General features: G+C 70.9%; 20 protein-coding genes. 5 read left to right on the plus strand and 15 right to left on the minus strand.

Going from position 1 to position 22,431, the window contains the following annotated elements; all coding sequences use genetic code 11:
• Positions 1–104: 104 nt before the first annotated feature.
• Positions 105–1,583 carry a transcriptional repressor NsdA gene (nsdA, locus tag ACWGJM_RS17770; protein WP_453412608.1) on the minus strand — a complete coding sequence of 493 codons (1,479 nt, stop codon included), beginning with the start codon at positions 1,581–1,583 and terminating at the stop codon, positions 105–107.
• A 478-nt stretch (positions 1,584–2,061) separates the two neighbouring features.
• Between nsdA and ACWGJM_RS17775 the strand changes: the two genes are divergently transcribed.
• Entirely contained in the window at positions 2,062–2,718 is a 657-nt protein-coding gene (locus ACWGJM_RS17775; protein WP_453412609.1) for a bifunctional DNA primase/polymerase, read from the plus strand.
• 103 nt (positions 2,719–2,821) lie between these two features.
• Here the strand turns inward: ACWGJM_RS17775 and ftsY are convergent, their stop codons facing one another.
• The gene (gene ftsY, locus ACWGJM_RS17780) at positions 2,822–4,024 is read right to left on the minus strand and encodes a signal recognition particle-docking protein FtsY (protein WP_453412610.1); all 1,203 of its coding nucleotides are present in this window, start codon (positions 4,022–4,024) and stop codon (positions 2,822–2,824) included.
• Positions 4,025–4,346: 322 nt separating this feature from the next.
• On the opposite strand from ftsY, the gene ACWGJM_RS17785 reads away from it, so the two are divergent.
• Both ACWGJM_RS17785 and ACWGJM_RS17790 read left to right on the plus strand, forming a co-directional pair.
• Entirely contained in the window at positions 4,347–5,318 is a 972-nt protein-coding gene (locus ACWGJM_RS17785; RefSeq protein ID WP_453412611.1) for an LLM class flavin-dependent oxidoreductase, read from the plus strand.
• Between the two features lie 77 nt (positions 5,319–5,395).
• Complete coding sequence (locus ACWGJM_RS17790; RefSeq protein WP_453412612.1) at positions 5,396–5,851, plus strand: hypothetical protein; 456 nt, start codon at positions 5,396–5,398, stop codon at positions 5,849–5,851.
• 8 nt (positions 5,852–5,859) lie between these two features.
• Here the strand turns inward: ACWGJM_RS17790 and ACWGJM_RS17795 are convergent, their stop codons facing one another.
• The 4 genes from ACWGJM_RS17795 to ACWGJM_RS17810 all read right to left on the minus strand — a co-directional run bounded on the left by ACWGJM_RS17795 (position 5,860) and on the right by ACWGJM_RS17810 (position 12,622).
• Positions 5,860–7,272, minus strand: a complete 1,413-nt coding sequence (locus ACWGJM_RS17795) for a sugar porter family MFS transporter (RefSeq protein WP_453412613.1) — start codon at positions 7,270–7,272, stop codon at positions 5,860–5,862.
• A gap of 243 nt (positions 7,273–7,515) precedes the next feature.
• Complete coding sequence (locus ACWGJM_RS17800) at positions 7,516–11,517, minus strand: AAA family ATPase (RefSeq protein WP_453412614.1); 4,002 nt, start codon at positions 11,515–11,517, stop codon at positions 7,516–7,518.
• Between the two features lie 238 nt (positions 11,518–11,755).
• Positions 11,756–11,959: a hypothetical protein gene (locus tag ACWGJM_RS17805; protein ID WP_030048901.1), complete on the minus strand. Its 204-nt coding sequence runs from the start codon at positions 11,957–11,959 to the stop codon at positions 11,756–11,758.
• 381 nt (positions 11,960–12,340) lie between these two features.
• Positions 12,341–12,622: an acylphosphatase gene (locus tag ACWGJM_RS17810; protein WP_453412615.1), complete on the minus strand. Its 282-nt coding sequence runs from the start codon at positions 12,620–12,622 to the stop codon at positions 12,341–12,343.
• Between the two features lie 170 nt (positions 12,623–12,792).
• Here ACWGJM_RS17810 and ACWGJM_RS17815 point away from each other — a divergent pair, with 170 nt between their 5' ends.
• On the plus strand, positions 12,793–13,896 hold the full coding sequence (locus ACWGJM_RS17815; protein ID WP_453412651.1) for a CAP domain-containing protein: 1,104 nt from the start codon (positions 12,793–12,795) through the stop codon (positions 13,894–13,896).
• A 45-nt stretch (positions 13,897–13,941) separates the two neighbouring features.
• Here the strand turns inward: ACWGJM_RS17815 and ACWGJM_RS17820 are convergent, their stop codons facing one another.
• Positions 13,942–14,526, minus strand: coding sequence for a flavodoxin family protein (locus tag ACWGJM_RS17820; protein WP_453412616.1), 585 nt, complete (start codon positions 14,524–14,526; stop codon positions 13,942–13,944).
• Positions 14,527–14,674: 148 nt separating this feature from the next.
• Here ACWGJM_RS17820 and ACWGJM_RS17825 point away from each other — a divergent pair, with 148 nt between their 5' ends.
• Positions 14,675–15,076: a winged helix-turn-helix transcriptional regulator gene (locus ACWGJM_RS17825; RefSeq protein WP_453412617.1), complete on the plus strand. Its 402-nt coding sequence runs from the start codon at positions 14,675–14,677 to the stop codon at positions 15,074–15,076.
• On the opposite strand, the gene mutM is transcribed toward ACWGJM_RS17825, so the two are convergent.
• The 8 genes from mutM to recG form a co-directional block, all read right to left on the minus strand.
• A complete protein-coding gene (gene mutM / locus ACWGJM_RS17830; protein ID WP_453412618.1) occupies positions 15,049–15,909 on the minus strand; it encodes a bifunctional DNA-formamidopyrimidine glycosylase/DNA-(apurinic or apyrimidinic site) lyase in 861 nt (286 codons plus the stop codon). The two genes, ACWGJM_RS17825 and mutM, sit on opposite strands and share 28 nt — an antisense overlap.
• A gap of 77 nt (positions 15,910–15,986) precedes the next feature.
• Positions 15,987–16,832 (minus strand): ribonuclease III, encoded by an 846-nt coding sequence (rnc, locus tag ACWGJM_RS17835; protein WP_453412619.1) that lies wholly within the window; start codon positions 16,830–16,832, stop codon positions 15,987–15,989.
• 7 nt (positions 16,833–16,839) lie between these two features.
• Positions 16,840–17,013, minus strand: a complete 174-nt coding sequence (gene rpmF / locus ACWGJM_RS17840) for a 50S ribosomal protein L32 (protein ID WP_003951102.1) — start codon at positions 17,011–17,013, stop codon at positions 16,840–16,842.
• A 2-nt stretch (positions 17,014–17,015) separates the two neighbouring features.
• Positions 17,016–17,666, minus strand: a complete 651-nt coding sequence (locus ACWGJM_RS17845) for a YceD family protein (RefSeq protein WP_453412620.1) — start codon at positions 17,664–17,666, stop codon at positions 17,016–17,018.
• A gap of 134 nt (positions 17,667–17,800) precedes the next feature.
• Entirely contained in the window at positions 17,801–18,889 is a 1,089-nt protein-coding gene (locus ACWGJM_RS17850; RefSeq protein WP_453412621.1) for a cell division initiation protein, read from the minus strand.
• Between the two features lie 98 nt (positions 18,890–18,987).
• On the minus strand, positions 18,988–19,467 hold the full coding sequence (gene coaD / locus ACWGJM_RS17855) for a pantetheine-phosphate adenylyltransferase (RefSeq protein WP_453412622.1): 480 nt from the start codon (positions 19,465–19,467) through the stop codon (positions 18,988–18,990).
• A 26-nt stretch (positions 19,468–19,493) separates the two neighbouring features.
• Positions 19,494–20,081: a 16S rRNA (guanine(966)-N(2))-methyltransferase RsmD gene (gene rsmD / locus ACWGJM_RS17860; protein WP_453412623.1), complete on the minus strand. Its 588-nt coding sequence runs from the start codon at positions 20,079–20,081 to the stop codon at positions 19,494–19,496.
• Positions 20,082–20,127: 46 nt separating this feature from the next.
• On the minus strand, positions 20,128–22,347 hold the full coding sequence (gene recG / locus ACWGJM_RS17865) for an ATP-dependent DNA helicase RecG (protein ID WP_453412624.1): 2,220 nt from the start codon (positions 22,345–22,347) through the stop codon (positions 20,128–20,130).
• Positions 22,348–22,431 lie beyond the last annotated feature (84 nt).

Consider the following 22,431-nt stretch of genomic DNA (forward strand, 5'->3'; position numbering starts at 1 on the left):
CGCAAAGAAGGGGAACCGGCCGCGGACGGCCTTCCGATGACCTGGCATGGGGGAGCCGAGTCGGACAGTTCGGGAGGGCCGGCCGCGGCCGGGGTTTCGCGGGGTCAGACCGCTTCGGCGGTCTCCGGGAGGTCGACGGCGAGCTGGTCGCTGAGCTCGATGACCTCGGTGAGGTCGCCGAAGTCACGGACGGCGGTGTCGACGGTCTTTCGGATACGGGTGTTCACCCGCTCGGAGCGGACCTTCTTGGCGACCTGCATGGCCTGCGAGGCCAGGACCGCGCTCTGCTCGGGCTCGCGGCGCAGCAGATGCACGGTGGCCTTGCCGATGAGGTTCAGCGCGTACGACCGCTGGTGCTCGTGGTCCTTGGCGAACAGCTCCACGGCCCGCTGCATCAGGGGCTCGGCCAGGGAGGCGTAGGCGGGGCTGCGGCCCGCGATGTAGGCGAGGTCGCGGAAGGAGTGGGAGTTCTCCGCGTACAGCTCGGCCTCGGAGAAGAAGCGGATCCAGTCGGGGTCGGGATCGTCCCACTCGTGGGCCTCGGCGAAGGTGTCCTCGGCCATCCGCACCGCCCGCTTGCACTTGCCGGGCTGGCCCATGTTGGCGTAGGCGCGGGCCTCCATCGCATACAGCATGGCCTGGGTGCGCGGGCTCGCGCAGTCGCGGCTGCCGTACTGTGCGAGGTGGATCAGTTCCAGAGCGTCGTCGGGCCGGCCGAGGTGGATCATCTGGCGGCTCATGCTGGACAGGACGTAGGAGCCGAGCGGCTTGTCACCGGCTTCCTTGGCGGCGTGCAGGGCGAGGACGAAGTACTTCTGCGCGGTGGGCTGGAGCCCGACGTCGTACGACATCCAGCCCGCGAGTTCGGCGAGCTCGGCGGCGACCTGGAAGAGCTTGCGGGTGGTGGCCTCGGGCTGGGGTTCCTGGAGGAGGTCGGTGACCTCGTGCAGCTGGCCGACGACGGCCTTGCGGCGCAGGCCGCCGCCGCACTGCGCGTCCCACTGCCGGAACATCACCGTGGTGGTCTCCAGCAGGTCCAGCTCCGGCTTGGACAGACGGCCCGGGCGGCGGGGCTCGGCGACGGGCCCGGCCTGGTGCGGGACGGGTGTGGACGGCGAGGGGACGAGCCAGCGCTGCATCGGCTCGATGAGGGACGGGCCCGCCGACAGGCCCAGCGAGGTTCCGAGGAAGCCGCGCCGCGCCAGCATCAGGTCGCTGCGCGAGAACTCGCTGAGCAGTGCCACCGTCTGCGGGCCCGTCCAGGGCAGGTCCACGCCGGACGCGGAGGGTGACTGGCGGACGGCGCGCAGACCGAGGTCCTCGACGGAGACGACGCAGCCGAACCGCTCGGAGAACAGCTCGGAGAGGATCCTGGGGATCGGCTCGCGCGGGTTCTCCCCGTCCAGCCAGCGGCGCACCCGCGAGGTGTCCGTGGAGATGTGGTTGGCGCCCAACTGGCGGGCCCGGCGGTTGACTTGGCGGGCGAGCTCACCCTTGGACCAGCCGCTGCGCACGAACCACGAGCCGAGCAGCTCGTTGGGGCGCTTGTCAGCGTTCGTCCCGCTACCGCCATTGCCGCCCACTGGAACGCCCCCATCCCTGAAACCACTTGTCGCCGACTGCGCCAAGCCTTATCAGAATGCCGGTAAATACGGCCTCCCGTCCGGCGGTTCTCACCCTTCGAACGAGATGCCGACTTGCCTCCGGCATACCCACAAGTGCATGTGCCCCCAGGACTCGTGCACACACCGTAATCCTACGATCACTGACGCAGCCACGACGATCCCGGAAACGCCACCATTCGCCACCCCTTCGAATGAACTCACGGTCGGCCAGGCGCGATTCACTTGACACAGAGCGGCCGGAAGTGATGCAGCGATGCATCCAGGGGCGCGCGCGGCCGGGCGTACGACCCTGAGCGCTTCCGGACGCCGTCCGCGGCAAGCGGGAAACCGTCTGCAACAAGCGGGAAGAGGGGAAGGCGGAGCCACGGAGGTCACTTTGCGTCTCCGTCTCGTTCCGCCGCGTAACCACCGGCGAGTTGGACCCGTTGGAGGGGGCATGGACTTCACGATCGGCGGCATCCGCGAGATCCGCTCCGGCGCACGTCGGCGCGGGCGCACGTCGGAGTGCACCGCCGTCGCCGAGTTCACCGGACTGTGGGGCTGGGACGTGGTGCCGGGCGCGCGGGCCTCGGCGGGCGCCTGCTCCTGTGGCCTCGCCGGCTGCCCCACGCCGGGCGCGCACCCCCTCGCGTTCGCGCCGCGGGTCTCCGCCGGGGCCACGCTGGACGAGGCGACCAAGGCCTGGGCCGAGTTCCCGGGCGCCGCCGTGATGCTGCCGGTCGGGCGGGCGTTCGACGTGATCGAGGTCGCCGAGCCAGCCGGCCGCCGGGCGCTGGTCCGCCTGGAGCGCATGGGCATCCCCCTCGGCCCGGTCACCGCGACCCCGGACGGCCGTGCCCACTTCTTCGTCGCCCCGGGCGCCGCCGCGGAGCTCCCCGCACTGCTGTACCGGATGGGCTGGGACGACCCCTCCGCCCTCGACCTGCGCGGCCTCGGCCCCGGTACGCACATCACCGCGCCGCCCTCCGACCGGGCCGGCCTGGGCCCGGTGCGCTGGCTGCGGCCACCCGCGCTGGACGCGGCGACGAAGCCTCCGGCGGCCCGGCTGCTGCTCGGCACGCTGGCGTACGTGGCGCACCGGTCACGGGCCTAGGGCCCGGCGCCGCCTCGCTCGAACGGCGAAGCGCCCGTTCCCGGCTGTTGTGCGGGGGCGGGCGCTTCGTGGGCCACGTACCGGCGTCGGCAGGCGGGTCGGGTCACTCTCCGATAAGGGCGTCAACGAACGCCTCCGGCTCGAACGGTGCCAGGTCGTCCGCCCCCTCGCCGAGACCGATCAGCTTGACCGGCACGCCCAGCTCACGCTGGACCGCGACCACGATGCCGCCCTTGGCGGTGCCGTCCAGCTTGGTCAGCACGATGCCGGTGATGTCGACGACCTCGGCGAAGACGCGGGCCTGCACGAGACCGTTCTGGCCGGTGGTGGCGTCGAGGACGAGCAGCACCTCGTCGAGCGGGGCGTGCTTCTCGACCACGCGCTTGACCTTGCCGAGCTCGTCCATGAGACCGGTCTTGGTGTGCAGCCGGCCGGCGGTGTCGATGAGGACGACGTCGACCCCCATTTCCTTGCCCTCCTTGACCGCGTCGAAGGCGACGGAGGCGGGGTCGCCGCCCTCGGGCCCGCGCACGGTGTAGGCGCCCACGCGCTCGCCCCAGGTCTGAAGCTGGTCGGCGGCGGCGGCCCGGAAGGTGTCGGCGGCGCCGAGGACGACGGTGCGGCCGTCGGCCACCAGGACACGGGCGAGCTTGCCGGTGGTGGTGGTCTTGCCGGTGCCGTTGACGCCCACGACCATCACGATGCCGGGCTTGCGGTCCTCGGGTTCCGTCCTGACCGTGCGGTCGAACTCGGTGCCGACCAGCTTGACCAGCTCTTCGCGCAGCAGGCCGCGCAGCTCCACGGGGGTGCGGGTGCCGAGCACCTTGACCCGCTCGCGCAGTCGTTCGACCAGTTCCTGGGTGGGCAGTACGCCGACGTCGGCGGTGAGCAGCGTGTCCTCGATCTCCTCCCAGGTCTCGTCGTCGAGGTGCTCGCGGGAGAGCAGGGTCAGCAGGCCCTTGCCGAGGGCGTTCTGCGAGCGGGAGAGACGGGCGCGCAGGCGCACCAGGCGGCCGGCGGTGGGCTCCGGGATCTCGATCGCGGGAGCCTCGGCGGCGGGGGGCTCCTCCACGACGACCGGTGCCGGGCCGCCCGGGAGGTCCACCTCCTCGATCGTCCGGCGCGGCTCCTCGCGCGGCGTCTCGGCCTCGTCGCCGACGTGCGGCTCGGCCGGGGGCGCGGTGATGTCGGGCGTGCTGGGGGGCGGCGGGGGCAGCGGCTTCTTCCGCCGGCTGCCGACGACGAGCCCACCGAGCGCGGCGAGCACGACCACGGCGATGACTACAACAAGGATGATGGTTTCCATAACACGTCCAGTATGGCGTGACCTCCCGCTCGGCCGTTCGCTGTACGCGCAGGGGCCACGGCCCCTGCCGGGCTGGTTCCAACCCGGCTGGTGTTGATCGCGTAGGACTCGCTCGTTCGCCGAGCGGCCGAGCAGCGTGAGCCAGGGACCCCCCTCGTTCCCGAGGGGGAGGGTTCAAAACGGGTCCAGTATCCGAAGGGCCCTGCGGGCCCTTGCCGCAGGCATCGAGCGGCGGCTCCAAGCGCGCGAACCCCTGGCCACCTGGCGCCTCGTCAGTTATCGTCCCCGCACCGACCCCGCCCACCCGGTGAAGGGGGACCCCATGCCCGTCACGGTCGTGCGTTTCAACCTCGTGGAACCCGGTGCCTCCCCCGCCGCTCTCGGTGCCCGCTACCGGGCGGCCCTGGAGATGGCCGCGTACGCCGACGAGCGGGGCGTCACCACGGTGCAGACGGAGGAGCACCACGGGGCCGAGAACAACTGGCTGCCGTCGCCGTTCGTCTTCGCGGGCGCGGTGTTCGGGGCGACCCGGCGGATCGCGGTCACGGTGTCGGCGATCATCGGCCCGCTGCACGATCCGCTGCGGCTGGCGGAGGAGATCGCCGTACTGGACCTGCTGAGCGGCGGCCGGCTGGTCACGGTGGCCGGGATCGGATACCGGCCGGAGGAGTACGCCCTGTTCGACGTGGAGTGGAAGCGGCGCGGCCGGCTCCAGGACGAGCTGCTCGAGACCCTGCTCAGGGCCTGGACCGGCGAGGAGTTCGAGTACCGGGGGCGTACCGTACGGGTCACCCCGCGCCCGCTCACCGAACCGCACCCGCTGCTCCTGGTCGGCGGTTCCTCCAAGGCCGCCGCCCGCCGGGCGGCTCGCCTCGGCCTGCCGTTCTTCCCGAGCGCGCACCTGCCCGAGCTGGAGTCGTACTACAAGGAGAAGCTCGTCGAGTACAGCACCGAGGGCTGGACGATGATGCCCGCCGCCGAGACACCGCTGCTGCACATCTCCGAGGACCCGGACCGCGCCTGGGCCGAGTACGGCGGCCATTTCCTGCACGAGGCGCGGACGTACGCCTCCTGGCAGTCCGCCGGCACCCGCTCGGCGGTGCGGTCGGCGGCCACGACGGTGGAGGAGCTGCGGGCGGAGGGCGTGTACCGGATCCTCACTCCGGAGGAATGCGTGGCGCAGGGGCTGGACAACCTCGTGCTGCATCCGCTGGCGGGCGGGATGCCGTTGGCGGAGGGGTGGCGGAGTCTGCGGCTGTTCGCGGAGCGGGTGGTTCCGGCGTTGGGCGGCTGATCTACGGCGATGACCGGTGGCCCGGTCGGGTCCGGCGGTGCTCCACTGAGCCCACGAGCCGCAACGTGGACGTGGTCGTGAGAGGACCGAACAAGGAGTTCGAGGTGCTCGGCACGCCGGACGGGTGCAACGACTCGGCGGGATTCGAGTCCTGGCGCCGGAAGGTGTGGGGCTCGGACGTGGCGCGCCCGCTGGGGGCCCGGTACCTTCCCCTGCTCGACGGTGACCGGATGGAGGTCCCGACCGCTCAGCTGCCGCTGTTCCTGGAGGAGATCGCCCTGTTGCGTGCCCGCATGGACGTGATCTGCGCGGCGGTCGAACTGCGTCCGTCGCACATCGTCAGCCGCCTGGACAACATCGGGGCGGCTGACCCTGCGGGCCCGGAAGGTCGGCGCCCGAGTCCTCATCCGGTGACCGCGTCCTCACGAGACCGCCGCCCCCGGTCCGGGCAGTGGCCGGGCCGGGGGCGGCGGGGAGTACGAGGAGAGAGGCAGCGGGGACTTGGCCCTTCTCCTCGAGTTCACGGGGCCTGAGGCGAGGCTCAGCCCATTTCCTCCAGCGCCTTGCCCTTCGTCTCCTTGACGAACTTCAGGACGAACGGGATGGAGAGCGCGGCGCAGACCGTGTAGATCACGTAGGTCACGGAGAGGTTCCAGTCGGCCAGCGACGGGAAGCTCGCGGTGATGGCCCAGTTGGCGATCCACTGTGCGGCGGCGGCCACACCCAGGGCGGCGGCGCGGATCTTGTTCGGGAACATCTCGCCGAGCATGACCCAGACGACCACACCCCAGGAGAGGGCGAAGAAGAGGACGAACACGTGGGCGGCGATCAGCGCGGTCCAGCCCTGGGCGGCCGGCAGCTTGCCGCCGACGAGGTCGTAGGAGAAGGCCCAGGCCTCCAGGGCGAGGCCGACGACCATGCCGACCGAGCCGATGATCGCGAGCGGCTTGCGGCCGATGCGGTCCACGAAGATCATCGCGATCACGGTGCCGAGGATGTTGATGATCGACGTCGTGAAGGAGTAGAAGAACGAGTCCGCCGGGTCGACGCCGACCGACTGCCACAGCGTCGAGGAGTAGTAGAACGCGACGTTGATGCCGACGAACTGCTGGAAGACCGACAGGCCGATGCCGACCCAGACGATCGGCTTGAAGAAGAAGCCGCCGCCGAGCAGGTCGCGGAAGCTCGACTTCTCCTCACTGTTCATGGCGTGCTCGATCTCGGCGACGCGGGCGTTCAGATCGACGTTCCCGCCCTCGACGTCGGCGAGGATCTCGCGGGCGCGGTCGTGCTTGCCGACGGAGATCAGGAAGCGCGGGGACTCGGGGATCGCGAAGGAGAGCAGGCCGTAGAGGACGGCGGGGACGACCATGACGCCGAGCATGACCTGCCAGGCCTCCAGGCCCATCAGCTTGCCGCGCTGGTCGCCGCCGGCGGCGTTGAGCAGGCCCCAGTTGACCAGCTGGGAGATGGCGATGCCGACGACGATCGCGGCCTGCTGGAAGGAGCCGAGGCGGCCGCGGTAGGCGGGCGGGGCGACCTCGGCGATGTAGGCGGGGCCGATGACGGAGGCCATGCCGATGGCGAAGCCGCCGACGATGCGCCAGAAGGCGAGGTCCCACAGCGCGAAGGGCAGGGCGGAGCCGACGGCGCTGATCGTGAACAGGACGGCGGCGATCTGCATGCAGCGGATGCGGCCGATCCGGTCGGCTATGCGGCCGGCGGTCGCGGCGCCGACGGCACAGCCGATCAGGGCGATGGCGATGACCTGGGCCAGGGCCGCGGAGCCGACGTCGTAGCGGCCGCGGATGGCCTCGACGGCGCCGTTGATCACGGAGCTGTCGTAGCCGAAGAGGAAGCCGCCCATCGCGGCCGCCGCCGCGATGAAGATGACGTGCCCGAGATGATCGGGGTGAGCCGTCCTGGCTCCTGAAGCCTGCGCTGTGCTGGTCACGTGTACAACTCCTCGGGCCGTCGGCAACGCTGCCGGCGTGGGGGTGAGCCCTTTCAGGCGAGACCTGAAGGTAAAAGGAACGTTGCAGAGACTATGCCTTCAAGTTTCGAAGTCAATAGGCGCGGTGCTGTGAGCTTTGAGATACGCAGCGGTAGCTTGTGTTCATTTCTTGAAGGGAATGTGAGGTGAACGCAACCGAGGAGCACGACCGGCGAGCGCAGCCGAGGAGCGCGACCCGAAGGGCTAGCGAAGGCGCTGCGAGATGACCTTCGACACGCCATCGCCCTGCATGGAGACGCCGTACAGCGCGTCGGCGACCTCCATCGTGCGTTTCTGGTGCGTGATCACGATCAGCTGCGAGGCCTCCTGAAGCTCCTGCATGATCCGGATCAGCCGCTGGAGGTTGGTGTCGTCGAGGGCCGCCTCGACCTCGTCCATGACGTAGAACGGGCTCGGCCGCGCCTTGAAGATCGACACGAGGAGCGCGACGGCGGTCAGCGACCGCTCGCCGCCGGACAGCAGCGACAGCCGCTTGACCTTCTTGCCCGGCGGACGCGCCTCGACGTCCACGCCCGTGGTGAGCATGTTGTCGGGGTCGGTCAGCACCAGCCGGCCCTCACCGCCGGGGAACAACCGGCTGAACACGCCCTCGAACTCCCGGGCCGTGTCCCGGTAGGCCTCCGTGAAGACCTGCTCGACCCGCTCGTCGACCTCCTTGACCACCTGGAGCAGGTCGGCACGGGTCTTCTTCAGGTCCTCGAGCTGCTCGCTGAGGAACTTGTGCCGCTCCTCCAGCGCCGCGAACTCCTCCAGGGCCAGCGGGTTGACCTTGCCGAGCTGCTGATAGGCCCGCTCGGCGGCCTTGAGCCGCTTCTCCTGCTCGGCGCGGACGAACGGCCTCGGCTGGTTGCGCGGGTGTTCCGGGTCCTCCGGCAGCTGCTCGCCCTCGGCGGGGAGCGAGGGAGGCACCGGCTGCTGCGGGCCGTACTCGGCCACGAGCCCCGCCGGTTCCACACCGAGTTCCTCCAGAGCCTTGGTCTCCAGCTGCTCGATCCGCAGCCGCTTCTCCGCTCCTAGTACCTCGCCTCGGTGAACTGAATCCGTCAACTTGTCCAGCTCGGACTTCAGTTCGCGCCCCGTGTGCCGGGCGGCCGTCAGCTCCCGCTCGCGCAGCGCCTTGGCGGCCTCGGCGGCGGCGCGCTCCTGCTCGGCCCGGCCGAGGGACACCTCTACGTGGGCGAGCAGCTGGCGCGCGCCGGAGGCGACGGCTTCGGCGACGGCGGCCTCGTGCCGCAGCCGGGCCCGCCGCTGCTCGGCACGCGCGCGTGCCTCGCGTTCCGCGCGGGCTGCCCGGTCGAGCGAGTCGGCCCGTCCGGCCAGGCCCTTGACCCGCTCCTCGTGCGTACGAGCCTGGAGGCGGGCCTCCATCTCGGTCTGGCGGGCGTTGGCGCCGTCGGCGGCGAGACGGTCCCGTACCGATGTGTCCGGCTCCTCCTCGACCGGCATCTCCTCGGCGACGGCGAGCCGCTCGGCGAGTTCCTCCGCCTCCTGGACGGCCTTGTCGAGCGCCTCCTGCGCGCGGGCCGCGGCCGCGGTGGACCGCTCGGCCTCCCCGGCGGCGCCGCGTGCCTGGCCGGCGAGGCGGCCGAGCTGCTGCGCGACGGACGACTTCTCCCGGTCGGCCGCCCGGCGCCGCTCCCCCAGTTCCTCCACGAGCGCGACGCACTCCGCACGCCGCTCGGCCGCCGCCCGCTGCGCCTCGGCCAGCTCCTCGCAGCGCACCGCCAGCTCCTCCAGCTCGGCGGCGGCCTCGTCCACGGAGGCCTGTACCTCCAGGAGACTGGGCGCACCGGCGGACCCGCCCTGCGCGAAGTGCGCGCCCAGCAGATCGCCCTCGGCGGTCACGGCGGTGAGGTCCGGGCGGGCGCCGACCAGATCCTCGGCGTCCTCGAGCGTGCCCACGACGACGACCCCGCGCAGCAGCCGGCGCACGGCGGGCATGAGCTCGGCGGGACCCCGGACGAGGTCGGCGGCGAGCGGGGGTTCGGCGGGGCGGTCCGACTGCTCGGCGGCGAGGGCACCCCCCGTACGGGCGTCCGCCTCACCGTGGGCGGCGGACGGCCCTGCGGGACCGTCGGCACGGGCGTTTCGGTCAGCGGAGGCGGCCAGGCCCGGGAGGGCAAGGGCCCCACCCGGCAACGCGACGCCGTCGGCACGGGCGTTCTGGTCGCCGGAGGCCGCCGAGACCTGCGCCGCTCCCGCCGCCCCAGCGGCCGGACCCGGGAAGCCAAGAGCCCCACCCGGCAACGCGACGCCGTCGGCACCAGCGCTCCCGCCAGTGGAAGCCGCCGTGCCATCCGGCGCTTCTGCCACACCAGTCGCACGGCCGCCCATGCCGCCGAAGGCCTCCGGCGTGGCGTCGGCGGTGCTGGCCTCCTGCTCTCTGGCAGCCCCAGAAGCCTCCGGTGCCCCATGCGCATCGGGCGCCCGGCCGGTGCCGCCACGGGTCGCGGTCGGCTCCCCCGGTGCTGACGTCAGTAGCAGGGCCGCCCGGCCCGCGTCCTGTTTGCGCAGGAGGCGGATCGCGTCGGCGGCGGCGGACGGGGTCGTGACGGCGAGGGCGTCGGCGGCGGTGCCGAAGGCGGCGGCCAGCGGAACCTCGTAGCCGGGCGTCACCGTCAGCAGTTCGGCGGCCGGGCCCAGCAGGCCGGTGAGCCGGTCCTTCGCCGCGAGCAACGCGCCGGTGCCGTCCTTCCGGCGCAGGCCCAGCGCCAGCGCCTCGTGGCGGGCCTGGGTCGCGGCGCGTCTGCGTTCCGCCGCGGTGGCCGCCTCGCGGGCGGCGGACAGGGCGCCCTCCGCCTGAGCCAGCTGCTGCTTGGCGGCCTCGTGCTGATCGGCGAGTTCGACGTCCCCGGCGTCGAGGCCGTCGACCTCGGCCTTGAGGGTCTCGTACTCCTCCTGCGCGCGGACCGCCCGTTCCTGGGCCTCGTCCCGTGCGGCGGCGAGGCGGTCGATCTCGGCCTGGGCGGAGGCGGCGCGTGAACGGGCCGCGTTGACCTGCCCGCTGAGCCGGGCCAGGCCCTCGCGGCGGTCGGCGATGGCACGGGCCAGGTCCTTGAGGCGGCGTTCCTCGGCGGCGAGTTCGCGCTCCAGCTCGGCCCGGTGGGCGACGGTGTCGTCGAGGGCGCGCTGGGCCGCTTCCAGGGCCGCCTCCAGCTCGGCCTCCTGCTCGCGGATCCGGGCGGCCTCGCGCTCCATGTCCTCGGGGTCCCGGCCACGGCGTTCCTCGGGCGGCGCCGAGGTGGCGCTCTTGACCCGGGCGTCGGCCAGCGAGATCGTGCCGCGCACCCGCTCGGCGAGCTGGGAGAGCTCGTACCAGGTCTGCTGGGCGCGCTGAAGACGCGGCGCCAGCTGACGCACCTCGTCCTCGAGGAGTGCCTCGCGCTGAAGGGCCTTCTTCAGCTCCTGCTCGGCGGCCTCCTTGCGCTCCTTGAGCGCGGCCTCGTCGGCGATCTCGGCCCGCAGGGCTTCGCGCAGCCGTACGAGGTCGTCGGCCAGGAGGCGCAGGCGCGCGTCCCGCAGGTCCGCCTGGATCACCGCCGCGCGGCGGGCGACCGCGGCCTGGCGGCCCAGCGGCTTGAGCTGGCGGCGCAGTTCGTCCGTCAGGTCCTGCACGCGCGCGAGGTTGGCCTGCATCGCGTCGAGCTTCCGCAGCGCCTTCTCCTTGCGCTTGCGGTGCTTGAGGACGCCGGCCGCCTCCTCGATGAAGGCGCGGCGGCCCATGGGGTCGGCGTGCAGGACGGAGTCGAGCTGGCCCTGGCCGACGATGACGTGCATCTCGCGGCCGATGCCGGAGTCGGAGAGCAGTTCCTGGATGTCCAGCAGGCGGCAGGTGTCGCCGTTGATCTGGTATTCACTGCCGCCGTTGCGGAACATTATCCGCGTAATGGTGACCTCGGCGTATTCGATGGGCAGCGCCCCGTCGGAGTTGTCGATGGTCAGGGACACCTCGGCGCGGCCGAGCGGCGGACGGCCGGTGGTGCCGGCGAAGATGACGTCCTCCATCTTGCCGCCGCGCAGCGACTTGGCGCCCTGCTCGCCCATGACCCAGCTGAGGGCGTCCACGACGTTGGACTTGCCCGAGCCGTTCGGACCGACGACACATGTGATCCCCGGTTCGAACCGGAGTGTGGTCGCCGAGGCGAACGACTTGAACCCGCGGAGGGTCAGGGCCTTGAGGTGCACGCCGCCGGACTCTACCTTCCGCCGCTATCTCACTCCATGAACACTGGCAACCGCGCGGTTTCGCGCATGAACATGCAGGGCACACCAGACGTTAAAGAGAGTGAAAGGATGCGCGGGGGAAAGAAAGACGGGGGCCAAGAAAGAAGGGACGCCGAAGCGTCCCTTGCAACTCTGACAACTCAAGCGGTTGATACGGGCAGCCCAACCACTGCGTGTGCTGTCGTGAGCGATGCAGCGATCAGGTGAGCGCAGGCTCCGCCTGGTGTGCGTCGATGCTCTCCATGATCCTGTCGTGAGAAGCGGCAGCCGTCAGCGCGTCGTTCTCCGCCTGGATCCGACCGAGCTCGGATTCCAGGTCCTGTACGCGCTGCTGGAGCCGTCGCATCTCGGCAAGGAGTCGAGGGTCGGAGCCGCCGACGTAACCGAGAAGCGCCTTTGCCATGATGGATGGTCCTCCACACTGAGCGACCGACCGAAGCGGTGTGGGTCGTGAGGGATTCGCACCCGGAGTGCTTGGCACACTCGAGTGTTGCTCTGCTATTGCTACATGCCAAACAGCTAAGGTGCGCGGGGCTTTCAGCGTCTCACCAAAAAGTTTGACGGTCAACACGATCACGCCCCGGATTGGTGGGCAACCCGGCTTCGCGCGGCCGGAAAGCGGCGACGCTGCGACTCCTGCGGGGCCCTCAGGGCGTGGCGATCATCCTTACGTGCGGAGCCTGCCACGGCAAGCGGTTCTTGGCAACTACCAGCCCATTTCTGCTCGGGGCAGGTGCCCGTGGCACATCCCTCCGCTTCGGCCTGCGGCTCTTCGCGGAATGAGTCAGCGGACGGCAAAGCCGTCGTAGCCGCCACGGGGTGTGTCCCAGATCTCGGTGACACCCTCCACGCGCCCGGGCGTGTCGCCGTCTTGCAGCCACTTCAGCAGCCCTTCGCAGGCTTCACGAGAGCCCTCGGCGACCACCTGGACCCGTCCGTCCGCCAAATTGAGAGCAAAACCACTCAGGCCGCCGATTTCGAGCGCCCTGGCCCGCGTGAACCAGCGAAATCCCACGCCCTGCACGCGTCCACGCACCCAGGCGACCAGCCGTACATCCTCGCTCATGGGTGCAACCTAACCGGCCAATGTCTCTCGGGACACTTCGCCCCCGGGCGCCATGGGGTACCGTCCCCACCCAATGAATCTCATATGAAACTCACTCGATCGAGTGAGTCGGGTTGACCCGCAAGATCGTATGAGTGGAGTTGACCGTGAGGGACGAGGAAGGCCAGGACATGGGACGCCACCGACGCTCCGCCGCCGGCACGGGCGGCCACGACCCGCAGGACTCGTACGCCGGTGACCGCGCCACCATGGGCATCGCGCCCTACCTGAACCCGGAGGCGTACGCCGACGCCCACCGGAAGTCCGACGACTACCTGTACGCCACGGACGACGACTACGCGCACAGCACCGGCACGGTCGTCTTCCCGGAGGGCGGGTACACCCCCTCGGGCGGGTCGTCGCGGGGCCGTCGCCGGAAGAAGAGGATGGCGACGCCGGTGCGTACGGGCCTGCTGGGCGTCTCCGCCGCGGTCGCCCTCGGCACGGTGGCGGTGGCGACCGGCGCGGTGCCCGGCCTCGACAACTACCGGCTCGGCGGCAGCACCAGTGCCGGCGGCGACAAGGTGCAGGCCGCGGGCTCCCCCAGCAACACGGCGAGCGAACAGGGCGGCACCTCCGCGACCGCCACCGACGGCCGGGCCGGCGGGTCCTCCACCAGCCGTGACAGCGACCGCTCGACCTCGCCGTCGAGCCCGTCCGCCTCGCACTCCCCCTCCGCCTCGCAGTCCCCGTCCGCCTCGGCCTCCGCGTCCGCCTCCGTGCCGACGTCCCCCACGCCGACGAAGGCGCCCTCGAAGAAGCCGCAGACCAAGATTCCCTCCCAGTCCAGGGCCACCCCGAGCCGTACGGCCACCAAGGCCCCGGCGAAGACGTCCGCGCCGGTGACGGTGTCGGCGGAGGCCGCCGCCGAGGCGGAGGTGCTGAAGCTGGTCAACGAGGAGCGGGCCAAGATCGGCTGTAGCGCCCTGTCGGCGAACAGCTCGCTGTCCAAGCTGGCCGAGTCCTTCAGCTCGGACATGGCCGCGCGGGGCTTCTTCGACCACACCGACCCCGACGGCGCCACCCCGTGGGACCGCGCCGCCAAGGCCGGCATAACCGGCCTCGGCGGCGAGAACATAGCGCGGGGCCAGGCGGACGCGGCCGCGGTGATGGAGGCCTGGATGAACAGCCCGGGCCACCGGGCCAACATCCTGAACTGCGACTTCAAGACCCTGGGGGTCGGTGTCCACTACGGGTCCGGCGGGCCCTGGTGGACGCAGGACTTCGGTTACTAGGAGCCGGTCACCCCGGCTCCGTGACGGGCGGCGTCACGGTGCCCGTCACGCCGCCGCGCGCCCCAGCGTGAACGCCCGTGCCGTCTCGGCCACCCGGCGTCCCAGGTGCTCCGCCGTCGCGATGTCGGCCTTGTGCACGGCGTCCGGGCCCTCGTCGGCGTTGGTCTGGGCGGCCGCGCCCAGGAAGACACCGAGGCGGTTGAGGTCGTTCTCGGAGGCGGTGGACCTGTTCCAGCCGGGCAGCAGGCCGAGGCTGACCCAGTGCATGCCGAGCTGCGCGGCGAGGATCTGGAAGAACTGGAGCGTGTGCAGCTTGTCGCCGCTCTTGGAGGCGGAGTTGGTGAAGCCGGCCGCCAGCTTGTCCTGCCACGCCTCGGTGGCCCAGCGCCCGGAGGTCGCCTCGGCGAAGGCATGGAAGGCGCCGCTCGCCGTGCCCATGTAGGTGGGCGAGCCGAAGACGATCGCGTCCGAGGCGTCGAGCAGCGCCCACTGCTCCTCGGTGATCTCGTCGACCTTGATCAGGTGGACCTCCGCGCCGGCCTCGGCGGCACCGGCGCGGACTGCCTCGGCGAGGACGGCGGTGTGGCCGAAGCCGGAGTGGTAGGCGATGGAGACAACAGGGCTGGTCACTAGGGGTACTCCTCGAATGGACAATTCATCTGGGCGATTCATCTGAGCAGCTCGTCTGCGCAGCTCATCGGCAACAACGAAAGGAAAGCACTAACTTCTGGTTAGTGCAACCTGTTGGTTAGCGCTACCCTCGAGTACGCTTGAACACATGACCGTCACGCAGGAGAACGCGGAGGGGCAGAACCTCCCCTACAACGTGTTCGCGAAGGCGTGCCCCTCGCGCGGCACCCTGGAGCACGTCACCGGCCGCTGGGGTTCACTCACCCTGGGCGCGCTGTACGAAGGAGCGCTGCGCTTCAACGAACTGCGCCGCCGTGTCGACGGCGTGAGCGAGAAGATGCTGTCCCAGACGCTTCAGGCGCTGGAGCGCGACGGCCTGGTGCACCGCGAGGCCCAGCCGACGAACCCGCCCCGCGTGGACTACGAACTGACGCCGCTGGGCCGCGAGGTGGCGACCCGTCTGCTGGACCTCATCCACTGTGTGGAGGGCCGGATGGACGACGTACTGGAGGCCCGCGAGCGCTACGACGACACGCGCGGCGCCCGCTGACACTTCGGGCAGAAGTAGCTGGAGCGGTTCATCCACGCGCGGCGGCGCATGGGTGTCGCACAACGCCGGCAGGGCAGGCCCTCCCGGCCGTACGCGTCCAGGGAGCGGTCGAAGTAGCCCGACTCGCCGTTCACATTGACGTAGAGGCTGTCGAAGCTGGTGCCGCCCACGGCGAGGGCCGCGTTCATCACGTCACGGACGTGACCGAGGAGTTCAGCGGTGCGGGGGCGGGTGAAGGTGCCGGTGGGGCGCTCGTAGTGCAGACGGGCGCGCCACAGTGCCTCGTCCGCGTAGATGTTGCCGACGCCGCTGATCAGCGACTGGTCCAGCAGGGCCCGCTTGATGGTGGTCCGCTTCCGGCGCAGCGCCTGGTGGAAGGCCTCGTCGTCGAACAGCGGGTCGAGGGGGTCACGGGCGATGTGCGCGATGACGTCCGGCAGGCCGTCGGGGGTGGTGTCGTGCAGCGAGAGGCCGCCGAAGGTGCGCTGGTCGACGAAGCGGAGTTCGGTGCCGAGCGCGTCGGCGAAGCGGACGCGGATCCTGAGGTGCTTCTCGTCCTGCGCGGTGTCCGGCTGCACCAGCAGCTGTCCGCTCATCCCGAGGTGCGCCAGCACCGCCTGCCGGGTGTCCTCCAGCGGCAGCCACAGATACTTCCCGCGGCGGCTGGGCGTGCCCACGCGATGCCCCTTGAGCCGGTGCGCGAAGTCGTCGGCACCGGCCAGGTGGCGGCGCACGGCACGCGGGTGCAGCACCTCGGCGTCGGCGACGGCACGGTGGGTGACCCACCGCTCCAGGCCACGCCGTACGACCTCGACCTCGGGCAACTCGGGCATCGGGACCCCTGTGGAAAGCCGGTGATGAGCGAAGCGCCCGCCCCTGAGCGGGGCGGGCGCTCGGCTGTTTCTGCCTGTCAGGCGGAAGCGGATGCCTCGTCGTCGGCGCCCGCGTCGATGGCGACGGCGTCGATGGCGACGGCGTCGGCCGTCGCCTTGGCGCGCTCGTCCGCCGCGGCCCGGATGGACCGCCACGCGGATTCCGCGGCCTGCTGCTCCGCTTCCTTCTTGCTGCGGCCGGTGCCGGTGCCGTACGAGACGCCTCCGACGCGGGCGGCAGCAGTGAAGGTCTTCTCGTGGTCGGGGCCGGTCTCCGTGACCAGGTACTCGGGCACGCCGAGTCCCTCCGTCGCGGTGAGCTCCTGGAGGCTGGTCTTCCAGTCCAGGCCGGCTCCGAGGTTGGAGGACTTCTCGATCAGCGGGTCGAAGAGCCGGTGCACCAGCTCGGACGCCGAATCGAGGCCCTGATCGAGATAGACCGCGCCGATCACCGCTTCCAGGGTGTCGGCAAGGATGGACGCCTTGTCCCGGCCGCCCGTGCCCTCTTCACCGCGGCCCAGCCGGATGAAGGAACCCAGGTCGAGTTCGCGGCCCACCTCCGCCAGCGCACGCGAGTTGACCACCGCGGCCCGCAGCTTGGCCAGTTGGCCTTCGGGCAGGTCGGGGTGGGTGCGGTACAGCGTGTCCGTGACGACGAGGCCGAGGACGGAGTCACCGAGGAACTCCAGCCGCTCGTTCGTCGGCAGACCGCCGTTCTCGTACGCGTAGGAACGGTGGGTCAGTGCTCGCACCAGAAGGGCGGACTCGAGCTTGTAGCCGAGCCGCCCTTCCAGAAGCGTGTGGGACGAGGCCGTGTTGTCCGCCGGACGACCCGCGCGTGGACGGGACGTGTTTTCCTTCGGATCAGACATCACACCTCTCACCAGCCGCTCAGACCTCGAGGACCTGGCGCTTGTTGTAGGTGCCGCAAGACGGGCACGCGATGTGCTGCTGCTTGGGCTCGTGGCAGCGCTCGCACGCAACCAGGGTGGGGACCGCAGCCTTCCACTGCGACCGGCGGTGGCGCGTGTTGCTGCGCGACATCTTCCGCTTCGGAACAGCCACGGCTACTTCTCCTGCTTCTCGTCGACGCCCGCTTCCGCGTCAGCGCCGCTCATCTCGTCCTTCTCGCCGTCCCTCATGGAACCGGCGAGTCCCTGCAAAGCCGCCCAACGGATGTCGACGGCGTCATGATGGTGGTCCGGGTCGTCCGCGAGCCGCGCTCCGCACTCGGAGCACAGTCCCGGGCAGTCTTCCTGGCACACCGGCTGCATCGGCAGTGCGAGCACCACCGCATCGCGCAGCAGAGGTTCGAGGTCGAAGAGTCCGTCCTCGAGGAAGAACCTGTCCTCGTCGTCCTCGGCGTCGTCGCCCGGTTCCGCGATCACACGGCCCCGGTCGTCGGCGTCAGGGTACGTGAACAGTTCCTGGAATTCCGCTTCGAGCTCCAGCCCGACCGGTTCCAGACACCTTACGCACTCCCCCTCGGCCGTGGCACGGGCGGTGCCTGTGACGAGCACCCCTTCCATGACCGACTCGAGCCGGAGTTCGAGCTCGACCGGGGCGCCTTCCGGCACTCCGATGACTCCCTGGACACCGAAGTCCCTGGGGGCGTCGATCATGCGGGTCAGGCGCTGCAAGGCACCAGGACGCCGCCCCAGCTCGTGCGTGTCGAACACGAGGGGGTTGCGGTGGTCGAGGCGCGGGTTGGAGGCCATTCCTGCTTTCGATCTTCGAGCTCAGAGGGACGCCGCCCGGAGGATGTCGCCGGGGCAGCGCTGATCACGGACGTGCACGCGACCGAAGAGCCAGGATACTGGACCTTTCGCTGACAGCCCAATCGGGGCCGTCGCTACAGCCCGCGCTCCTGCTCGTACGCCCGCAGCTGCTCGGCGCTGATCATGCTGGTGTCGAAGAGGCTGGTCTCGTCGAGCGCGTAGCCCTGCTGTGACTGCTGGGGCTGTTGGGGCTGGTGGGGCTGCTGGGCGTGCTGTACGGCGTTCGGGTCGTAGCCGGTGGGCTGTTCGTAGCCGCCCTGATAGGCGTAGGGGTCGGCCTGCTGGTAGCCGTACGGGTCCTGCTGGCCGTAGCCGTGCTGCTGTGGGAAGCCGCCGTACGGGTCGGGCTGCTGCTGGTATCCGTAGGCCGGCTGCTGCTCGTACTGCGCCTGCTGGGGCTGCTGCGGCTGCTGCTGCGCCGGCTGTTCGGCCTGGGCGTCCTGCTCGGCGAGGGCCGCGAGGTCGGCGAGGTAGTCGGCGTCGCTGGAGTGCTGCCGGGTGGTGGAGTCGTCGGCGAGGGCGCCGAGGTCGTCCGTGGCGATGCGGCCGTGCAGCTTCTGGCGGCCGCGGCCGACGGCCTCCAGGGTCTTGGCGAGGACCGCCTCGAAGGCGCCGAGCTTGGCGTCCACGTAGGCGTCGGCGTCGCGGCGCAGGGTCTCCGGGTCGTGGCTGCGCTCGGGGGCGTCCTCGTCCTCGTAGCCCTGCTCGTCGAGGCCGGGGCCGGTGCCGAGCAGCTTCTCGCGGCCGCGGCCGACCGAGCCGAGGGTCTTGGTCAGGACGACCTCGAAGTTGGCGAGCTTGGAGTCGACGTAGTCGTCGGCGTCGGCGCGGACCTCCTCGGCCTCCTTGCGGGCCTCGGCCAGGATCCGGTCCGCCTCGGCCTGGGAGCGGCGGGCCACCTCCGTGTCGGAGATCAGGGAGCCGCGCTCGGCGTGCGCGCTCTCGATGATCCGCTCGGCCTCCTGGTGGGCCTGCTGGACCATCTGCTCGCGGTCGCCGATCAGCTCCTGGGCCTGGGCGAGGGAGCCGGGCAGGGCCTGGCGCACCTCTTCGAGCAGCGCGAGCAGCTCGGCGCGGTTGAGCACGCAGGAGGCCGACATGGGCATGGACCGGGCGCCGGAGACCGCGGTGACGATCTCGTCGAGCTTCTTCTGGACGTCCACCTTTGCTCGCCACTCTCTACAGCTGTGTTGGAGACGGACGGGACGACTGTACGACCCCTGGGTTGCGGTCCGACACCGGGTGACGGGTTGTCAGCCCGTCAGTCCTTCCTGAGGCGCTCGCGGAGGGCTTCCAGGACCTCCGGCGGCACCAGGTGGGAGACGTCTCCGCCCCAGGTCGCGACCTCCTTGACGAGGGAGGAGGAGAGGAAGCTGTAGGTGGGGTTGGTCGGCACGAAGAGGGTCTCGACGCCCGACAGACCGTTGTTCATCTGGGCCATCTGCAACTCGTAGTCGAAGTCGCTGACGGCGCGCAGGCCCTTGACGATGGCGGGGATGTCGCGCTGCTTGCAGTAGTCGACGAGGAGACCGTGGAAGGCCTCGACGATCACGTTGCCGTACTCGGCGGTGACCTGGCGGATCAGGTCGATCCGCTCGTCGATCTCGAACAGGCCCTTCTTGGCCTTGTTGATCATCACCGCGACATAGACCTCGTCGTAGAGACGGGAGGCGCGGGAGATGATGTCGAGGTGTCCGTTGGTGATCGGGTCGAACGACCCGGGACAGACGGCGCGGCGCACTAGTGATCCCTCGCTCTCCGGTCCGGTCATCGTGCGTCTTCGCACGTAGAGGCGGCGCGACCGTACCAAAACGTTCCCTCGCCGTAGCGACGGGCCCGGATCGCCTCGAAGCCGTCCGGCCAGCGGAATTCGCCACCTCTGGTGCTGCGCTCCACGGTGACGAGGGCTTCCGCCGCGAGCCACCCCTGTGTGCGGAGTGTGAGCAGAATCTCGCGAAGATCGTCGTCGGAGACGGCGTACGGCGGGTCGAGGAAGACGAGGTCGTACGGCTCCGAAGGGGCCGCCGACTGGATGATCTGTTCGGCTCGGCCCGCCCGGACCTCGGCGCCGGGCAGGCCGAGGTTCTTCACGTTCTCCCGGACCGTGCGGGCCGCCCGCGCGTCGGACTCGACGAGGAGGGTGTGGCCCGCGCCGCGGGAGAGGGCCTCCAGGCCGACGGCGCCGGAGCCGGCGTACAGGTCCAGGACGCGTTCGCCGTCCAGGGGCCCGCCGAGCAGGGACTGCCAGGTGGAGAAGAGACCCTCGCGTGCGCGGTCCGATGTGGGGCGGGTGCCGTTCCCTGGCGGGACGGCCAGGCGGCGTCCGCCGGCTGCGCCGGCGATCACGCGGGTCATCTCGGGTCCTTGTCGGTGTGCGCGGATGGGGGCCGCTCCCAGTCTGTCAGCCCTTCTCCAGGTACTGCTCCCTCTCCTCGTCGAGCAGGGCGTCCAGCGCCGTGCGCAGTGCAGGCAGCCGCTCCAGGTCCGGGTCGGCCGCCACGACCGCCGCCGCCTCCGCGCGGGCCTCGGCGATGATCTCCTCGTCCTCGATGACGGCGAGGACCCGCAGGCTGGAGCGGGCGCCGGACTGGGCCTGGCCGAGGACGTCGCCCTCGCGGCGCTGTTCGAGGTCGATGCGGGACAGTTCGAAGCCGTCGAGGGTGGCGGCGACGGCGTTCAGCCGCTGGCGGGCGGCGCTCGCCTCGGGCATCTCGCTGACCAGCAGGCACAGGCCGGGCGCCGAGCCGCGTCCCACGCGGCCGCGCAGCTGGTGGAGTTGGGACACGCCGAACCGGTCGGCGTCCATGATCACCATCGCGGTGGCGTTCGGGACGTTGACGCCGACCTCGATGACGGTCGTTGCGACGAGGACGTCGGCCTCCCCGGCGGCGAAGCGGCGCATCACCGCGTCCTTGTCGTCGGGATGCATCCTGCCGTGCAGCACCTCGACCCTGAGGCCCTTCAGGGGGCCCTTCGCCAGTTGCTCGGCCACGTCGAGGACCGCGAGCGGGGGCCGCTTCTCGGCCTCGTCCTCCGGGGACTTGTTCTTCCCGGCCTTCTTGGGGTCGTCCTCCTCGTCCCCGATGCGCGGGCAGACCACGTATGCCTGATGGCCGTTGCCCACCTCCTCGCGCACCCGCTCCCACGCGCGCGCCAGGAAGTGCGGCTTGTCGGCGGCCGGGACGACATGGCTGGCGATCGGCGAGCGGCCGGCCGGGAGCTGGTCGAGGACGGAGGTCTCGAGGTCGCCGAAGACGGTCATGGCGACCGTGCGCGGGATCGGCGTGGCGGTCATGACGAGCAGGTGCGGTGGCTGCTTCCCCTTGCCGCGCAGGGCGTCGCGCTGTTCCACGCCGAAGCGGTGCTGTTCGTCGACCACGACCAGTCCGAGGTCGTGGAACTGCACCTTGTCCTCGATCAGCGCGTGCGTGCCGATGACGATCCCGGCCTCCGCGGTGGCGAGGTCGAGCAGCGCCTGGCGGCGCGCGGCGGCCCCCATCGAGCCGGTGAGCAGCACCACCTTGGTGGCGTGCTCGGCGCCGCCCAGCATGCCTCCCTCGGCGAGCTCGCCCATCATCTCGGTGACCGACCGGTGGTGCTGCTGGGCGAGGACCTCGGTGGGCGCGAGCATGGCGGCCTGGCCGCCGGCGTCGACGACGGCGAGCATGGCGCGCAGGGCGACCAGGGTCTTGCCGGAGCCGACCTCGCCCTGGAGCAGCCGGTGCATCGGGTGTTCGGTGGCGAGGTCGCCGAAGATGTCCCGGGAGACCTTCAGCTGGCCCTCGGTGAGGGTGAAGGGCAGCCGGTCGTCGAAGGCGGTCAGCAGGCCGTCGGGGAGCGGCTTGCGGGCGACCGCCGGGAGCTGGGCGTCGGCGTGCCGGCGGCGGGCCAGGGCGACCTGGAGGACAAAGGCCTCGTCCCACTTGAGGCGGGCGCGGGCGTCGGCGATGTCGGCCTTGGTGTGCGGACGGTGGATCTTCAGCAGGGCCTCGGGGAGGGAGACCAGTCCGCGGCCCTCACGGAGCGAGTCGGGCAGCGGGTCCAGGGCTTCCCGCGCGTTGGGGAGCACCGTCTGGATCGCCTTGCCGATCTTCCAGGACTCCAGCTTGGCGGTGGCCGGGTAGATGGGGATGAGGGCCCCGGCCCAGGTCTCGACGGTCTCCTCGCTGTCGCCCTTCAGCAACTCGTACGCGGGATGCGCCAGCTGGAGCCGCCGGTTGAACACGGACACCTTGCCCGCGAACATCGCGCGCGTGCCCGGCAGCAGCTCCTTGTGGGGCTTGTGAACGCCCGCGCCGAAGAAGACGAGTTGGAGCCGGCCGCTGCCGTCCGTGATCGTCACCTCCAGGCGCTGGCCCTTGCCGCGCGGGGCCTTGGCGGAGGCGAAGCTGTGCAGGCGGGCGTCGGCCACCTGGGCGACCACCGTGACGTGCTCGTCCATGGGGAGGTCGGCGAGATGGGTGAGCTGGCCCCGCTCCTCGTATCTGCGCGGGTAGTGGTGCAGCAGGTCGCCGACGGTGTGCAGGCCGAGATGCTCGGCCATCACCTTCGCGGTGGCGGGGCCGAGCACTGACTTCAGCGGCTGTTTCAGTGGTTCTTCCAGTGCGGGCACGAGATCCATTGCACACCACGACACTGACAATGCCGTATACGTCTCGGGAAAGTCCTGGTCAGGCGGGCTGTTCGGGCTCTAGGATGGCGCGCT

Source organism: Streptomyces sp. NPDC054834 (assembly GCF_053611185.1).

Excerpts from the sequence above, each read along its gene's own strand:
- ACWGJM_RS17775 (WP_453412609.1), top strand. The coding sequence starts at position 2,062 with ATGGACTTCACGATCGGCGGCATCCGCGAGATCCGCTCCGGCGCACGT.
- ftsY (WP_453412610.1), bottom strand. The coding sequence starts at position 4,024 with ATGGAAACCATCATCCTTGTTGTAGTCATCGCCGTGGTCGTGCTCGCC.
- ACWGJM_RS17785 (WP_453412611.1), top strand. The coding sequence starts at position 4,347 with ATGCCCGTCACGGTCGTGCGTTTCAACCTCGTGGAACCCGGTGCCTCC.
- ACWGJM_RS17805 (WP_030048901.1), bottom strand. The coding sequence starts at position 11,959 with ATGGCAAAGGCGCTTCTCGGTTACGTCGGCGGCTCCGACCCTCGACTC.
- ACWGJM_RS17810 (WP_453412615.1), bottom strand. The coding sequence starts at position 12,622 with ATGAGCGAGGATGTACGGCTGGTCGCCTGGGTGCGTGGACGCGTGCAG.
- ACWGJM_RS17815 (WP_453412651.1), top strand. The coding sequence starts at position 12,793 with ATGGGACGCCACCGACGCTCCGCCGCCGGCACGGGCGGCCACGACCCG.
- ACWGJM_RS17825 (WP_453412617.1), top strand. The coding sequence starts at position 14,675 with ATGACCGTCACGCAGGAGAACGCGGAGGGGCAGAACCTCCCCTACAAC.
- mutM (WP_453412618.1), bottom strand. The coding sequence starts at position 15,909 with ATGCCCGAGTTGCCCGAGGTCGAGGTCGTACGGCGTGGCCTGGAGCGG.
- ACWGJM_RS17845 (WP_453412620.1), bottom strand. The coding sequence starts at position 17,666 with ATGGCCTCCAACCCGCGCCTCGACCACCGCAACCCCCTCGTGTTCGAC.
- rsmD (WP_453412623.1), bottom strand. The coding sequence starts at position 20,081 with ATGACCCGCGTGATCGCCGGCGCAGCCGGCGGACGCCGCCTGGCCGTC.
- recG (WP_453412624.1), bottom strand. The coding sequence starts at position 22,347 with ATGGATCTCGTGCCCGCACTGGAAGAACCACTGAAACAGCCGCTGAAG.